At 70.6% G+C, this 15,464-nt stretch carries 13 protein-coding genes; 3 read left to right on the top strand and 10 right to left on the bottom strand.

Annotated features, from left to right (window positions below; all coding sequences use genetic code 11):
- Window positions 1–8: 8 nt before the first annotated feature.
- From AB0I15_RS03210 to AB0I15_RS03200, 3 genes are read right to left on the bottom strand one after another with little or no spacing between them, the layout of a single operon-like run.
- Window positions 9–773, bottom strand: a complete 765-nt coding sequence (locus AB0I15_RS03210) for a 3-oxoacyl-ACP reductase (RefSeq protein ID WP_358089312.1) — start codon at window positions 771–773, stop codon at window positions 9–11.
- A 6-nt stretch (window positions 774–779) separates the two neighbouring features.
- Window positions 780–2,120: an aldehyde dehydrogenase family protein gene (locus AB0I15_RS03205; RefSeq protein WP_358089308.1), complete on the bottom strand. Its 1,341-nt coding sequence runs from the start codon at window positions 2,118–2,120 to the stop codon at window positions 780–782.
- Between the two features lie 3 nt (window positions 2,121–2,123).
- The gene (locus tag AB0I15_RS03200) at window positions 2,124–3,494 is read right to left on the bottom strand and encodes a glutamine synthetase family protein (protein ID WP_358089306.1); all 1,371 of its coding nucleotides are present in this window, start codon (window positions 3,492–3,494) and stop codon (window positions 2,124–2,126) included.
- Between the two features lie 124 nt (window positions 3,495–3,618).
- On the opposite strand from AB0I15_RS03200, the gene AB0I15_RS03195 reads away from it, so the two are divergent.
- Window positions 3,619–4,326, top strand: coding sequence for an FCD domain-containing protein (locus AB0I15_RS03195; protein WP_358089303.1), 708 nt, complete (start codon window positions 3,619–3,621; stop codon window positions 4,324–4,326).
- On the opposite strand, the gene AB0I15_RS03190 is transcribed toward AB0I15_RS03195, so the two are convergent.
- Both AB0I15_RS03190 and AB0I15_RS03185 read right to left on the bottom strand, forming a co-directional pair.
- The gene (locus tag AB0I15_RS03190; protein WP_358089300.1) at window positions 4,303–5,202 is read right to left on the bottom strand and encodes a hypothetical protein; all 900 of its coding nucleotides are present in this window, start codon (window positions 5,200–5,202) and stop codon (window positions 4,303–4,305) included. The genes AB0I15_RS03195 and AB0I15_RS03190 overlap by 24 nt on opposite strands.
- A 16-nt stretch (window positions 5,203–5,218) precedes the next feature.
- Complete coding sequence (locus AB0I15_RS03185) at window positions 5,219–6,949, bottom strand: hypothetical protein (RefSeq protein ID WP_358089297.1); 1,731 nt, start codon at window positions 6,947–6,949, stop codon at window positions 5,219–5,221.
- A 167-nt stretch (window positions 6,950–7,116) separates the two neighbouring features.
- On the opposite strand from AB0I15_RS03185, the gene AB0I15_RS03180 reads away from it, so the two are divergent.
- The gene (locus AB0I15_RS03180) at window positions 7,117–7,872 is read left to right on the top strand and encodes a hypothetical protein (protein ID WP_358089294.1); all 756 of its coding nucleotides are present in this window, start codon (window positions 7,117–7,119) and stop codon (window positions 7,870–7,872) included.
- 6 nt (window positions 7,873–7,878) lie between these two features.
- Here AB0I15_RS03180 and AB0I15_RS03175 read toward each other — a convergent pair whose 3' ends face one another.
- The 5 genes from AB0I15_RS03175 to AB0I15_RS03155 all read right to left on the bottom strand — a co-directional run bounded on the left by AB0I15_RS03175 (window position 7,879) and on the right by AB0I15_RS03155 (window position 13,504).
- The gene (locus AB0I15_RS03175) at window positions 7,879–8,661 is read right to left on the bottom strand and encodes an SGNH/GDSL hydrolase family protein (RefSeq protein ID WP_358089291.1); all 783 of its coding nucleotides are present in this window, start codon (window positions 8,659–8,661) and stop codon (window positions 7,879–7,881) included.
- A complete protein-coding gene (locus tag AB0I15_RS03170; RefSeq protein ID WP_358089288.1) occupies window positions 8,658–9,242 on the bottom strand; it encodes a PadR family transcriptional regulator in 585 nt (194 codons plus the stop codon). Before AB0I15_RS03170 ends, AB0I15_RS03175 begins: the two co-directional genes overlap by 4 nt.
- A gap of 45 nt (window positions 9,243–9,287) precedes the next feature.
- Entirely contained in the window at window positions 9,288–10,778 is a 1,491-nt protein-coding gene (locus tag AB0I15_RS03165) for a High-affinity nickel-transporter (protein ID WP_358089285.1), read from the bottom strand.
- Window positions 10,775–11,974 (bottom strand): tetratricopeptide repeat protein, encoded by a 1,200-nt coding sequence (locus AB0I15_RS03160; protein WP_358089281.1) that lies wholly within the window; start codon window positions 11,972–11,974, stop codon window positions 10,775–10,777. Before AB0I15_RS03160 ends, AB0I15_RS03165 begins: the two co-directional genes overlap by 4 nt.
- A gap of 153 nt (window positions 11,975–12,127) precedes the next feature.
- Window positions 12,128–13,504, bottom strand: coding sequence for a DUF4331 domain-containing protein (locus AB0I15_RS03155; protein ID WP_358089278.1), 1,377 nt, complete (start codon window positions 13,502–13,504; stop codon window positions 12,128–12,130).
- Between the two features lie 230 nt (window positions 13,505–13,734).
- Between AB0I15_RS03155 and AB0I15_RS03150 the strand changes: the two genes are divergently transcribed.
- Window positions 13,735–15,441 carry an ABC transporter ATP-binding protein gene (locus AB0I15_RS03150; protein ID WP_358089276.1) on the top strand — a complete coding sequence of 569 codons (1,707 nt, stop codon included), beginning with the start codon at window positions 13,735–13,737 and terminating at the stop codon, window positions 15,439–15,441.
- Window positions 15,442–15,464 lie beyond the last annotated feature (23 nt).

The raw sequence follows: 15,464 nt of genomic DNA, 5'->3' as shown, positions 1-15,464 counted from the left end.
AGCCTTCCCTACAGCGGCGTGACGTAGGCGCCGGAGATGCCGCCGTCCACCAGGAACTCGCTGCCCGTGATGAACGAGGCGTCGTCGCTGGCCAGGAACGCCACCGCCGCCGCGATCTCGGACGCCTCCGCGAAGCGCCCGACCGGCACGTGCACCAGCCGCCGCTGCGCCCGCTCCGGATCCTTGGCGAACAGCTCCCGCAGCAGCGGCGTGTTCACCGGCCCCGGGCACAGGGCGTTCACCCGGATGCCCTCCCTGGCGAACTGCACGCCCAGCTCCCGCGACATGGCCAGCACCCCGCCCTTCGACGCCGTGTAGGAGATCTGCGAGGTCGCCGACCCCATGACGGCCACGAACGACGCGGTGTTGATGATCGAGCCCTTGCCCTGGCGCCGCATGTACGGGATGGCGTGCTTGCAGCACAGGTAGACGCTGGTGAGGTTGACCTCCTGGACGCGCCGCCAGGCGTCGATGCCGGTCTCCAGGATCGAGTCGTCGTCGGGCGGGGAGATGCCGGCGTTGTTGAAGGCGATGTCCACGCTGCCGTAGGTCTCGTGGGCCGTCGCGAACATCCGGACGACGTCGTCCTCGCTGGTCACGTCGGCCCGTACGAACAGGCCGCCGACCTCACCGGCCGCCTTGACGCCGGCCTCTTCGTCGACGTCCGCGCAGACCACCCTGGCGCCCTCGTCGGCGAACCTGCGCGCCGTGGCCAGCCCGATCCCGCTGCCCGCGCCGGTGATGACCGCCACCCGATCCTGCAACCGCTGCATATGGTGTCACTCCGTTGAGATGAAGACGTTCTTGGTCTCGGTGAACGCCGCCAGGGCGTCCGGGCCGAGCTCCCTGCCGAGCCCTGACTGCTTGAAGCCGCCGAACGGGGTCCAGTAGCGGACGGAGGAGTGGGAGTTCACCGACAGGGCGCCCGACTCGACCGCCCTGGCCACGCGCAGCGCCCGCCCGACGTCGCGGGTCCAGATGGAGCCGCTGAGGCCGTAGGGGGTGTCGTTGGCGATGTGTACGGCCTGGGCCTCGTCCTCGAACCGCACCACCGACACGACCGGCCCGAAGATCTCCTCGGTGAACGCCCGGTCCGTGACGCCGGGGGTCAGCACGGTCGGCGGGAACCAGTAGCCCTTGCCCTGGGGGCAGGAGCCCTGGAGGTAGGGGCCGTCGACGAAGCCCCTCACCCGGTCGAGGTGCTCGGCGCTGATCAGCGGGCCCATCTCGGTGCCCTCGTCGAGCGGGTCGCCGACCTTGACGCCGCGTACGGCCTCGGCGAGGCGCTCCATGAACGCGTCGTACACCTCGGCCTGGACGAGGATCCGGGAGCGGGCGCAGCAGTCCTGGCCGGCGTTGTCGAAGACGGCATAGGGGGCGGTGGCGGCCGCCTTCTCGAGGTCGGCGTCGGCGAAGACGATGTTCGCGGACTTGCCGCCCAGCTCCAGCGTGACCCGCTTGACCTGTGCCGCCGCCTTGGCCGCGATCTCCTTGCCCACCTCGGTCGATCCGGTGAACACGATCTTGGCCACGTGGGGGTGCTCGACCAGCCGGGCCCCCGCGACCTCCCCTGCCCCAGGCAGGACCTGGAGCACCCCCTCGGGGAGGCCCGCCGCCAGGGCCAGCTCGGCCAGCCTCAGCGCGGTCAGCGGAGTCCACTCGGCCGGCTTGACGATCACGGTGTTACCCGCCGCCAGAGCCGGGGCCGCGCCCCACATCATGATCACCATCGGGAAGTTCCACGGCACGATGATCCCGACGACGCCCAGGGGCTCCTGGAACGTGAGATCCACGCCGCCCGGCACCGGGATCTGCTTGCCGTGGTTGCGCTCGGGGGCTCCGGCGTAGAAGTGCAGCACGTCGCGCACGTTGCCGGCCTCCCACCGCGCGTTGCCGATGGTGTGCCCGGCGTTGGCCAGCTCCAGCCCCGCCAGCTCGTCGCCGTGCTCGTCCACGAGGCCCGCGAACCTGCGCAGCAGCCGCGCCCGGTCGCTCGGCGCCACGTCGCGCCACTCCCGGTACGCCTTCCTGGCACGCTCCACGGCCCGATCGACCTCGGCCGCGTCGGCGAGCTCGACGTCGGCGATGACGTCTTCGGTCGCCGGGTTAACGATCTTCATGCATCACATCCGCTCGAAACCACGGAACAGCTCCCAATCCGTCACCGCCGCGTCGAACGCGGCCAGCTCCACCCGCGCGTTGTTCGCGTAGTGCTCGACCACGTCCTCGCCGAACGTCTCACGGGCGAGTTTCGACGCCTCGAACAGCGCCAGCGCGTCGCGCAGCGTGTGCGGCACGGTCTCGGCGCCGGAGTCGTAGGCGTTGCCGGCGAAGGCGTTCTCCAGCGGCAGCTCCGCGTCGATCCCGTGCAGCCCAGCCGCGATCAGCGCCGACACCGCCAGGTACGGGTTGACGTCGCCGCCCGGCACCCGGTTCTCGATCCGCAGGGACTGGCCGTGGCCGACGAGCCGGAGCGAGCAGGTGCGGTTGTCGACGCCCCACTTGACGGCCGTGGGTGCGAAGCTGCCGGGGACGTAGCGCTTGTAGGAGTTGATGTTGGGGGCGTACAGGAGGGTGAGCTCCCGCATGAGGGCGAGCTGGCCCGCGATGAAGCGGGCGCCGAGCGGTGAGAGGCCGTGCGGTCCCTCGCCCGCCATCACCGGGTCGCCCTCCTGGCTGCGCAGCGAGATGTGGATGTGGCAGGAGTTGCCCTCGCGCTGGTTCGGCTTGGCCATGAAGGTGATCGACCTGCCCTCCTGGGCGGCGATCTCCTTGGCGCCGGTCTTGTAGATGACGTGGTTGTCGCAGGTCTTGAGCGCCTCGTCGTAGCGGAAGGCGATCTCGTGCTGGCCGAGGTTGCACTCGCCCTTGGCGGACTCGACGTAGAGGCCCGCGCCCTCCATCTCCCGCCTGATCCGCCGCAGCAGCGGCTCGATGCGCGCGGTGCCCATCAGGGAGTAGTCCACGTTGTAGAGGTTGGCCGGCGTCAGGTCGCGGTAGGCGCGCTTCCAGGCGTCCTCGTAGCCGTCGTCGTAGACGACGAACTCCAGCTCGGTTCCCACGTACGCGGCCAGCCCCCGGTCGGCGAGGCGGGCGAGCTGGCGGCGCAGGATCTGGCGGGGCGAGGCGGTCACGTCGCCGCCGCCCTCCCAGGCCAGATCGGCCATCACCATCGCGGTCCCCTCATGCCACGGCACCCTGCGCAGGGTGTCGAGGTCGGGCCTCATCACGAAGTCGCCGTAACCCCGGTCCCAGGACGACATCGCGTATCCCGGGACGGTGTTCATGTCCACGTCGACCGCGAGCAGGTAGTTGCAGCCCTCGGAGCCATGCCGCAACACCTCTTCGAGAAAGTAGCGCGCGGACAGCCTCTTGCCCTGCAACCTGCCCTGCATGTCGGCGATCGCGAGGAGCACGGTGTCGATCCGCCCGGCCGCCACCTCGTCGCGCAGGTCGCCGACGGAAAGGAACCCGGTGCCCGCTCGCTCGCTCACGCTACGTCGCTCCGATCTGGCCTGACGCGCTTTCCCGTTAATTGGGCTAGTCTCAGACCATTGATGTGCATGGCGGGATCGGTTGTCAAGGCCTGAGGACACGTTGGACGAGTCGGCGCGATTGATGACGGTGTTGCGCCCGGTCAGGGCGGGTAACGCCTTCGAGGAAACCGTGGAGCGGCTGCTCCAGGCGATCAAGCTCGGCGTCGTCCCGCCGGGCGACAAGCTCCCTCCGGAGCGCGAGCTGGCCGTCCGGCTCGGCATCAGCCGGGTGACCCTGCGCGAGGCGATCCGCGCGCTGTCGGAGGCGGGCTACCTCGACGTCCGCCGGGGCCGCTACGGCGGCGCCTTCGTCACCTACGTGCCGCCCAAGCCCGACGCCGGCGACCTGCGCCAGGCCGTCAAGGAGATGGGCATGGCCGAGCTGTCGGACGCGCTGACGTTCCGGCTGGCGGTCGAGTGCGGCGCGGCGCAGGTGCTGGCCGGGACCGAGCTCACGGAGGAGCAGCGGGCGGTGCTCGCCCGCAGGCTCTCCGACCTCGACCGGGCCGGCCTGGAGGACTACCGGCGCCTCGACACGGCCTTCCACCTGTCCATCGCCGAGCTGACCGGCTCGACCCTGCTCGCGACGACGTGCGCGGACGCCCGCTCCCGGGTCAGCGACCTGCTGAACGCCATCCCGATGCTCCAGGTCAACCTCGACCACGCCGCGATCCAGCACCGGGCCATCGCGGAGGCCATACTCGCCGGTGACCCGGACGCCGCGAGGCGGGCGGTGGCGGAGCACCTGGAGGGCACGGCGGCGTTGTTAAGAGCCTTCCTGCTGTCCTGACGGGCCGATCCGGAGGAGGAACGGCAGCAGGCTCTCGAGGACGAGCGCGGCGTTCGTGGCCGCGATCAGGTGCCAGTCGTCGTTCTTGTGCTCGTCGGCGTAGTCGGAGATGCCGCGGACCGCCAGCCACCCGAGCGTGGCGCGGTGGCCGTCCATCTCCTCGTAGAACGCCTGGGCGACCCCTCCCGCCTCGGTCTCCAGGGCCAGTGTCTTGTCGTTGACGGTCGCCAGATAACGCAGGATCTCCGAGCCCGCGTCGGCGACGACGGCCTCGCCCGTCCCGATCGGCCCCGAGCGCACGGAGCGCCCGCCCTCCATGACGTACGGCTCCCCGTGCACGTTGAAGAAGGCGTTGACCGCGTGCAGGACGCGGGCCGGCACCTCGTGCGGCTGTCCCCGGTGCCGGGTGCCGCCGGGCGTCTCCTTGCGCAGGTCGTAGTAGATCGCCTGGTTCGCGACGACCACGTCACCCAGCTCGACCTTCGGCGCCACCCCGCCCGCGATGCCGGCCAGGACGACCAGGCTGGGCGCGTACGCCCTGGTCAGCTTCTCGAAGGTGACGACGGCCGAGCGCTGGCCCTGGCTGAGCGCCCGGGTGACGGCCACCGTCGCCACGCGGGAGCCCAGTTTCCTGGTCGTCTCGTAGAACCAGGCGCCGGACGGATCGACGTACGCGGGATCGGCGGCCGAGATGCCGAGCACGGACAGGACGGCCCGCATCTCGACGGGGAGGATCGTGATGACGCCGACGTCGGCCCGCCGCCGCCGCGCCTTCGGCCCGGATTCACGGGTCACCGTGTTGCGGGAGCCCATGACCGCGCCCTGAGCGTTCACGGTGCCGCCTCCGGTGTTGATGATTGCGCTGTTCTCGGACACCGGGGGCTCCTTCGCTCTAGTCGCCGTCCTCGGCGGATCCTCGGTTGACGGTGTTCTGGCTGCCCATGACGCTCTGCTGCGCGTTCACCGTGCCGTCGCCCGTGTTGATGACCCCCTGGTTGAGGATCGCCGTGGTGCGGGCGGTGAACTCGCCGGTGTCCACCTCCTTCTCCTTGAGGAAGGCGGTGACGCCGGCGATGAGCTGACGTTCGATGATCTTTATGTGCTTCCTGACGTCGGCGAGCTGGAAGTAGCTGCCGTCCGCCTCCGGGGAGGCGTTCAGGAACCGCAGGAACTCCTCGAGCTCGTCGTCCTCCTGGCGTTCCCTGAGGCTCGCCACCGCCCCCACGTCCCTTCCCCTGCGCGGGGCGTCGGCGCCGCCGTGCTGGTCCAGCAGCTCGCGCGCGATCCGCCGGGGGACCGAGCACAGCCGGCGCGGCCCCTGGAGGAGCTCGGGAAGGTCGAGGAGGCGTTCGACCGTGGCCGTGAGGAACCCGCGGACGCCGACGCCCGCCGTCTCCTCGATGAACTGGTATTCCCTGGGCGTGGGCGGCAGGGCGCAGGCGCAGAACTGGAGGTAGAGCATTCTGCCCTGGAGCGAGACGTGGACGTAGACCGTCGTCACGATCTCGCCCTGCCACGACTCCACCTGACAGGTGAGATAGTGCCGGCCGAGGGCGCTGGAGCGGCGCATGATCTCCTCGAACCGCTGCGGCGAAGGCGTGGTCTCGAGGTCGTCGCGATATTCCCAGGCGTTCACGCCCGCCACGAAGATGCGGTGGGTGACGTCGAGGCCGGCGATCTGCGTCTCCTCGTCCTCCTCGGCGGCGAGGCTCTCGATGAGGGTCTCCAGACGCCGCACCAGCTCCCGGGTGCTGAAGGGCCGCACCTCGAACTCCTCCTCTTCCTGCTCCGCGATCAGCTTCTTCGCCTTGACCAGCCGTTGCGCGAAGGACCATTCGCGCACGATCCTCCCGCTGCCGACGAAGGGGGTGAAGTTCGCGTGGACCGTGAAGGGGTGGCGTTGCTGCCGGTCGATCTCGGCGAGCCGGACGTTGCGCGGCTGATCGGGGCCGGCCCCCTCCGGCCGGCTCCGCACCTGGCGCAGCAGGACCTGACGGCACGCCGTGTGGAGCGCCGCGGCCGCCACGAAGACGAGCAGGATGCTCAGGCTGGCCCGCCAGTCGCCCATCAGCGGCCACACGCCCTGGGGGAATCCGATCACCATGGCGAGCCCCGCGCCGGCCGTGACCAGCACGGCGGGCGGCGCCACCCAGAAGATGACCCGGCGCCGGGCATGGAGCTGCTGCAACTGCGAGAAGGTCTGCCGCTCGCGCAGGTAGTGCACGTAACCCCAGACCATCGCGCCGAAGGAGACCGTCGCGTAGCAGAGCGTCAGCGCCCCGGCGATGAACAGGACCGCGACGGGCGCGTAGCACACGGCGGCGACGACCGTGGCGAGCAGCAGCGTGTCGTGCAGGACGGCGATCGAGAAGGCGTGCCGGGCGTGGATGAGGACGGGGATCAGATCGAAGCCGTAGGAGGGGGCGACCCGGCGTTGCCGATCGTCATAGATCTCCCTCATGGCCCTGTCGCGGAAGGCGTGGTCCACGTAGACGCCCGCGCAGAGCTTGCGCGTCGCCACGCGGTGCGGGCGCGGCGCGCCGGAATCGGAATCGGGCACGGTGCTGGACTCGATGCCGAGCACGTTCTCCGTCGTGTCGGCGCGTCGCGAAAGAATCTTCACCAGGCCTCCCAACAGCGCAGGTGAAGTCAGGTCGAAAGCAAGCGAGGGCCCCTGTGTCAGCCCTATCACGAGTGGTGGGCCTTGGCCATCCGCCCGTGGTCGATTGACCGCAGACCGTTGCACGCCGGGCATATTTGGCCCGAAGCCTCGTACCATCGACTTAGGTCATGGGGGATTGGTTTCGGCAAAGCATTGTCGCGACAGGACGGCTGCCGCTGTTCTGCTTCTTCGTCATGCTCATCGCGGCCTTCATGGCCACCCGCATCAACGTGCGCCTGATCAGGGCGAAGATCGGGTGGTTCCGGAATGTGAACGTGGGGGAGATGCACATCCACCACGTCGTGTTCGGCGTGATCCTGATGCTGGTGGGCGGGGTCGCCGGGCTCATCGTCTCGCCCGGCACGCAGATCAGCATGGCGGTCGCGGCGTCCGTGTTCGGCGTCGGGTCGGCCCTGGTGCTGGACGAGTTCGCGCTGATCCTGCACCTGCACGACGTGTACTGGGAGGAGGAGGGGCGCACCTCCGTGGACGCGGTCTTCATCGCGGTCGCCGTGACCGGGCTGCTCCTCATCGGGCTCCGGCCGCTCACCTGGGACTACGGCACGTTCGTCGACCCGGCGGCGCTGATCGTGGCCAACCTGGCGCTCGCCGTCGTCACGTTGCTCAAGGGCAAGATCTGGACGGGCATGGCCGGGCTGTTCGTGCCGCCCATGTTGCTGGTGGGGGCGTTCCGGCTGGCCAGGCCGGGGTCGCCGTGGGCGCACTGGTTCTTCGCCAAGCGGTCGCCGCGCAAGATGGCCAGGGCGATCCATCGCGAGGAGCGGTGGCGACGGCCGGTGATCAAGGTCAAGATCGCCTTCCAGGAGTTCCTCTCCGGGCGGCACGACCTCCCCTCCACGCGGCGCGGCCGTCGCCATTCCTGAGCCGGGCTAGGGGATCGACCGGTCCTCCCACGGCATGAGCTCGGGGCGTTTGGCGGTGCGGCCGTCTCCTGAGGAGCGGCCCCGCAGACGGCGGCCGATCCAGGGGCCCGCGAACGTGGCGATCCATCGCATCTCGGTCGACGCCAGGCGCCACGCCCGCGCCGGTGGCAGCGGCGGCAGCGGCGCCATCCACGTGTCGTCGCTGCCGGGCAGCCCGAGGGTGTGGGCCACGGCGGCGGCGAAACGGGCGTGGCCCACCGGGCTGGCGTGGAGCCGGTCGTGGCTCCACATCCGGGCGTCCGTGAAATACGCCATCGGGAACGTGTCGACCACGGTGACCCCATGGCGGGCCGCGGCGCTGAGGATGCGGGCGTTGAGATCGATCACCCTGGGGCGCAGCGGGCGGGCCAGCGGAGCGATCTTGCCGATGTCGGGGAAGGTCACGGTCACCACGTGCGCGCCGGAGGCCGTGAGCGCGGCGAACATGTCCTCCAGGACGCCCGCCACCGTGGCCGCGTCGAAGCCGGGCCGGATGAGGTCGTTCATGCCCGCCATGACCGTGGCCAGATCGGGGCGCAGCGCGAGCGCGATGGGCAACTGCTCGGCGTGGATCTGGCCGGCCAGCCGGCCGCGTACGGCGAGGTTGGCGTAGCGGAAGTCCGGGTTGCCGCGGGCCAGGTGCTCGGCCAGGCGGTCGGCCCAGCCGCGGTGCCCGGCGGTGTCGTCGCCGTCGCCGAGACCCTCGGTTTGGCTGTCCCCGAGGGCGACGTAACGCGTGTAGGTGGTCATGACGTCTTCCTTCCGGCTCGTCGGGGGTGGGCGGAGCGCTCGGTCAGCGTCTGGCCCGTCCGCAGACACCAGTCGCGCATCTCGCGCTCCAGACGGCAACCCGCCAGGCAGGACAGGTAGGGGCCGACGTGCTCGCTCTCGCGCAGGAACGTCTCCTCGTCCTGGTCGCCGCGCAGGCGCAGCAGGATCTGCTCGAAGATGTCGAGCTTGGCGGCGGCCTCGCGGGCCCGCTCGTGGAGTTGCTCGATCACGGGGGCGGGGTCGAGCAGGTCGACGGCGTGCACCTTGACGGCGAGGTCGTCACGGATGAGCAGGGGCTTGGCGGGGGCCGCCGCGAAGGCCGCCAGCTCGGCGAGGCCGGTCTCGGTGACCTTGAACACGCGTTTGTTGGGCCGGTTCCGCTGGACCACTTCCCGGCCCGTGACCAGGCCGTCCGTCTCGAGCTTGGTCAGCTCGGCGTAGAGCTGCTGGGGGGCGGCGTACCAGAAGTTGGAGACGCCGATGTCGAAGATCTTGGTGAGCTGGTAGCCGCTGTATTCGCCGTTGAGCAGGGCTGCCAGGACCGCGTGCCTGAGGGCCATCGGCTAGTCATGGACCTGAGTAGTCATGGATATGACTATAACCCCCTACAGGGCGGCGACCGAGCGCAGGGCCAGGCCGGCGCCCAGGAGGACGACCATGGCGGCGGTGCCCAGCGGGGCCAGGTTCGACAGGCGGGCGGCCAGGCGGCGACCGGCGGAGGCGCGTTGTTCCAGGCGGTCCACGAGTTTGACCAGGAGGAGGCCGGTGACGGTGAGGGTGGCGGCCATGCCGACGCCGTAGGCGGTCACGAGGGCCACGCCGAACCAGGTACGGCCGAGGGCGATCGCGCCGAGGAGGACGATCAGGGCCGACGGGCTGGGGACGAGACCGCCGGCCACGCCCAGGCCGATGAGGCCGGCCCGCTTGGTCTTGGCGCCGGGTGAGTGCTCGTCGGCGTCCTCGTGGCCGTGCCCATGTCCGTGCCCATGTCCGTGCCCGTGGCCATGCCCGTGCCCGTGCCCATGGCCGTGGCCGTGGCCATGGCCGGGGTTGCGGGCGTTCAGGAGGAGGCGGAGGCCGATGACGGCGATCAGGGCGCCGCTGGCCACGCCCAGCCAGGCCAGCACCGACTCGCCGGCCAGCGCCGTGAACGCGGTCAGCAGCAGGCCCACCACCAGGACCCCCACCGTGTGGGTGGCCGTCACCGTGGCGCCCACCACGAGCGCGTCGCGTGGGCGGCCACGCCGGCCCGCCAGGTACGCGGCCATGATGGTCTTGCCGTGACCGGGGATGAGCGCGTGCCCGGCCCCCAGCACCACGGCCAGCCCGACCGCCAGCAGCCCGAGCGGCACCGTCAGCGAGTCCGACCCGATCAGCCCGGTGAACGTCCGGTCCAGGGCGGCCAGCGCCTCGCCGATCGGGCCGCCGATGCCGAGGTCGGCGGACATGCCGCCGCCGGGGGCGGAGCCGGAGGGGGCGGGCCGCGAGAGCGCGGGGCCGGAGACGGTGAACGTGGCCGTGCGCTGGTCGAGGGGGTCGGTCAGCAGGTCGTCGGGGTAGGCCCGCAACTCGCGGCTCACACTCGTCGCCGGCACCGACGAGCCGGTCAGCCGGACCCCGTCCCCGACCGCGGTGATCTCGCGCCAGCCGATCCGGTCCTGCTCGAACCCGTCGGTGAACTCCACGGCCCCTGTGGCGCGGACTTCGGCGACGAGCCGGCACGTCAGGCGGCTGGTCTGCAGGCCCGCCTCCCCGGGCGCGTACGCGAACTCCGACCTCGTCACGCGCCACGGCACGACCGCGCCCGCGACCTTGAGCCGCTGGGCGGCGGCCAGGGCGGCGCAGCGGCGGGCCGCGTACGTGGCGTTCACCTCGGGCCTGGCCTGCACGGTCGGCAGTTCGGCCAGGTCCACGACGGCGAGGTTGCGTATGTCGGCGGCCGAGACCCGCAGGCCGTTGTAGTGGTTGACGGTGAACCTGCCCAGCGGGTGGGCCGTCGTCGCCGCGTGGGCGGCGACCGCCGGCACGATGCCCGCGCCCAGCGACAGCAGCAGCCCCGTCGCGACGGAGAGCAGGGCGAGCCGGACCAGTCTCATGAGAACCTCGCCAAAGCGGAGAGCGTCGGGTCGAAGCCGGGGTCCACCCGCGCGGAGCGGCCGAGGGCCCGCTCGATCGTGGCCCGGTGGTAGGAGAGCAGCGGGTTCTGCCAGCCGGTGGCGGTGGCCTCCTTGGCGTACCGCAGGGCCTTGTCCGGCTTGCCCGCCTTGAACAGCGCCCAGGCGAGGGCGTCGGCGGCGACGAGGTTGGGGTTGCGGGCGTACTCGGCCTCGGCGTGCCGCACGGCCAGCTTCGGGTCGCCGTGGTCGGCCTCGAACTCGGCCCACGTCAGGTCGTCGCGCACGCCGGCGGCCTCGAAGAGCTTGCGCTGCGCCCTGAGCAGCGTCCAGTCGGCGGGCTGACCGGCCTTGATCCGGGTCTCGCCCTGCTCGATGAGGTATTGGGGCAGCGGGAGCCGCTTGACCACGGTGTCGTAGAGCTCGAGCGCCTCGGTCAGCCGGCCGCCGAGCGCCGCGGTCCTGGCCTGGCCGGCCAGCGCGGGCGTGTAGACGGGGTAGGCCCGCAGGGCCTTGCCGTACCAGTCGGCCGCCGTCTTCAGGTCGCCGGCGTGCAGGGCCAGCTCGCCCAGGTAGTAGCGGGCGTAGGCGGTGTCGGCCGGGGTGAAGGCGTCGTTGTGGGCGTATTCGAGGTATTTGCGGGCCCCGTCCCGGTCGCCGCGCAGTTCGGCGGCGTAGGAGGCGCGGGCGAAGGCCGCCACCCCCGGGTGCAGGTCCATCATCTCGTCCACGGCCTGCCGCGCCCCGCGCAGGTCGCCGAGTTGCGTCTTGGCGTCGGCGAGCACGCCGTAGGCCGCGGCGCCGTACGGGTTGGCGTCGATCGCGCGCTCGGCCAGCCGGACCGCCTCGGTGAACTCGTGGCGGCCCGCGGCCAGCGCCGCCTGGCCGGTCAGGACCGCGTCGTCGTCGGCGTTCAGCCTGCCGGCCGTGGCGAGCGCGCCCTCCGCCTTGGTGTAGTACGACGGGTCGCCGGTGATCCTGGCCTGGTCCACGTACTGGGAGGCGAGCTCGGCCCAGCCGCGATGGTCGCCGGGCAGGCGCTTGAGGCGCTCCTGCAGTGTCTCGAGCGCCGGCCGCTCCGCCGCCGGCTGGGGGGCGGGCGCCGCCGTGAAGGAGAAGATGGTGAAGAGCATGGCCCCGGTCAGGGCAATTCCGGCGAATATCGCGAAGGCACGCATGTCCAAAGGCTCCAGAGCGAGATGCGGGGCCGGTCGGCCGTGACGGGGAACACGGCCGACCGGCCCTCTCTTTGGCGGCAGACGATGGGAGACGGGTGCCTGCCGCCGGGGTGGACCGGCCGGTTTGGAGAGGAAACCGGCCGGCCAGGAGGGTTAGCGCTGGTTCACTGCCACGTTGCTCGGCAGCGGGATGTACGGGAACGTCTGCAGGAAGGGCTTGTCGTTCTTGTCCACCTTGTCCGTCAGACCCGGCACGAGCTTGCCGCTCTGCGCGGCGCCGGCCACGGCCTGCAGTTCGATGTCCACGACGTCGTCGGCGAGCCGGCGGCCGTTCGGGAAGCCCTGCAGGTCACCGCCCAGGACGCCGAGCCTGTTGGGGCTCTTGGTGGGCGGGATGGACATGTTCAGCCGCAACTGCTCCGAGGGACGGAGCTTGCCGGCGTCCTTGTTGAGCACCTGCGAGTTCAGGTCGGCCTTGATGGGGCCGTTCTGCTTCGCGATGCCGGTCAGGAAGATCTCGACCAGGTCGGCGCGCGGGGTGGCGGGAGCCTTGATGCCGTACAGGGCCTGCAGCAGCCTGGCCACCTCGGGGTCGGTGACCCTGTCGACCAGGGCCTTGACGTCGGCGTCCTTCGACGGGTCGAGCGCGTTGAACGCGTCCTTGAGGCCGGCGGGCGCCACCAGTTCGTTCACCAGCGGGTTGCACAGGCGGGAGACCTGCACGAACGAGTCGCCGTTGGACTTGTCGGTGGTGGAGCAGACGCCGATCACCGGGTTGCGCTTGGCGTCGCCCTTGAGCGCCAGATCGGTGGCGGGAACCTGGATGGCCACGGTGTTGACGTTGTAGCCCTTGGTGGTGTCCTGCCCGACCTCGGACAGGTTGCCGCCGTAGAGCAGGTCGAACACGCGCAGGTCGAGGAAGAACGCCTCGTCCGACTGGCCGGCGAAGGTCTTGCCGCCGTTCGGCAGGCTCTTGATGGACTGGTTGCGCAGGGTGCCGTAGTTGGGCATGGAGGCGGCGCCGACGTTGCTCGGGGCCACGATGCCGTTGTCGACCAGCGTCTTGGAGCCGTCCGGGGTGATCCGCTTGAGCGTGTAGCGCTGGCGGAACAGCAGGTTCGGGTCGTCCAGTGAGGTGACGGGGCCGTTGTTGTAGAGGAACGTGGTGTTGCCGCGCTTGTCCTCGTTGCGGAACGTCCACTGGTAGGTGATGTCGGTGACGGCGTCACCGTCGTTGTCGATCTTTATGTTGTACCGGGACTTCTCGGCGAACGGGTAGAAGTTCGGGCCGCCGTTGGGCTCCTCGAACGGGATCCAGTTCGCGATCAAGGTCACGGTGTCGGCTTTGTCGGGGCTGACGAACGCGTACACGTCGGTGTTGTCGTGCAGGGGGTCACCCGAGATCATCGGGGCCTCGCGGTGCGAGGAAGCGGTGCCGGAGTCGGTGCGGAGCACGGCCAGGGACGACGCGGCGACCGCAGCGGCGAGGCCAAGCCCGACTAGAGCGCGCCGGTTGATCCGGAGCTCCATGTTCGGTCCTTTCGGGAAGGGCTGATCGTGACTATCGAGGTTCCGGCCGGGTTCCTCGACGCCCTATTCGTCCGTGGGCCGTTTCCGGATGTCGTCTCCTCCTTGAGAATGAGGGTCAACCAAAGTTGACATACTTAGGTCGTCAATTTAGGTTGACCCTGTCTGCGCGGTGCGGATCGTGCGGTCTCGTTCGTTGGAGCAAGTTAAGAAATGTCGTGAAAGGAGATGCGGTGGTCAAGGAGCTGCTTGCTTACGTCCGCCCGCACCGGAAGATCCTCTTCGTGGGTGGACTGCTGGGCCTGATCGGCTCGGCGGCGGGCCTCGCGATGCCGTTGCTGGCCAAATATGTGGTGGACGCGTTCGGCCAGGACGGGTCGATGGCCGGGCCCCTGTTATGGCTGACCGTGGCGGTGCTGGTCGGGGCCGTCGTCTCGGCCGGGGGCAACTACCTGATGGAACGCACGGGCGAGGGCATCGTGCTCAGCGCCCGGCGTAGGCTCGTCGACCGCATGCTCCGCCTGAAGGTGGCCGACGTGGACCGGCTCAAGCCCGGCGACCTGCTGTCGCGGGTGACCGGTGACACCACGTTGCTGCGGGCGGTGCTGACCAACGGGATCGTGGACTCTGTCAGCGCGGCGTTCATGCTGGTCGGCGCCGTCGTCCTGATGGCGACCATGGACGGGGTGCTGCTCCTCGTCACGCTGCTCGTCGTCGTGGTGATCGGCGGGCTGGTCGCGTTGATCATGCCGAAGATCCAGCGGGCCCAGTCGCAGGCCCAGGAGGCCGTGGGCGAGATGGGCGCCGTGCTGGACCGGGCGCTGCAGGCGTACCGGACCGTCAAGGCGAGCGGCGCCGAGGAGCGGGAGATCACCGTGGTCGGCGACGCCGCGGTGCAGGCGCGCGACCGCGGGCTGCAGGTCGCCGGATGGACGTCGCTCGCGGGAGTGGCGACGTGGATGGCGGTGCAGATCGCGTTCCTGGCCGTGTTGGGCGTGGGCGGCGCCCGGGTGGCGTCGGGCACACTCGAGGTGTCGTCGCTGATCGCGTTCCTGCTGTACCTGTTCTACCTTGTCTCGCCCATCGCCCAGCTCGTCCAGGGCGGGGTGCAGCTCCAGCAGGGGCTGGCCGCGATGAAGCGGATCAAGGAGATCGAGGAGCTGCCCGGCGAGCCGGTCGGCGCCGCGCTTCCCGGGGAGGCCGAGCCGGTCGGGGTGACGTTCGACGACGTGGTGTTCCGGTACGGCGACGACCGGCCGGTCGTGCACGACGGGGTGAGCTTCGAGGTGCCGCCCGGCGGGCTGACCGCGCTGGTGGGGCCGTCGGGGGCGGGCAAGACCACGGTGTTCGCGCTGCTCGAGCGCTTCTACGACCACCAGGGCGGGCTGATCACGATCGGCGGCCGGGACATCCGCGACTGGCCCCTGGCCGACCTGCGCTCCGCCCTCGGGTACGTCGAGCAGGACGCCCCCGTCCTGGCGGGCACGCTGCGGGAGAACCTGCTCTTCGCCGCCCAGGACGCCACGGAGGACGAACTGCGCCGGGCGATCACCCGTACCAGGCTGGACGACCTGGTGGCCAGGTTGCCCGAAGGGCTGGAGACGGCGGTCGGGCACCGCGGCGTGCTGCTGTCGGGCGGCGAGCGGCAGCGCGTCGCCATCGCCCGGGCCCTGCTGCGCAAGCCCAGGCTGCTGCTGCTCGACGAGGCCACCTCGCAGCTCGACGCGGTCAACGAGCTGCGGCTGCGCGAGGTCATCGCCGAGGTCGCCACCGAGACGACCGTGCTGGTCATCGCGCACCGCCTGTCCACGGTCACCAACGCCGACCGGATCGTGGTCATGGAAGGGGGCGGGGTGCGGGCGGTGGGCACGCACGACGAGCTGGTCGGCGCGGACGAGCTGTACAGGGAGTTGGCCGCGACCCAGTTCCTGGTGAGCTGATCAAGGGTTAGTCTCTTCGTGAA

It is taken from the genome of Nonomuraea sp. NPDC050643 (genome assembly GCF_040654715.1).
In the GTDB taxonomy this organism is placed as follows: Bacteria; Actinomycetota; Actinomycetes; order Streptosporangiales; family Streptosporangiaceae; genus Nonomuraea.
This window is presented reverse-complemented; position numbering and strand designations above follow the sequence as displayed.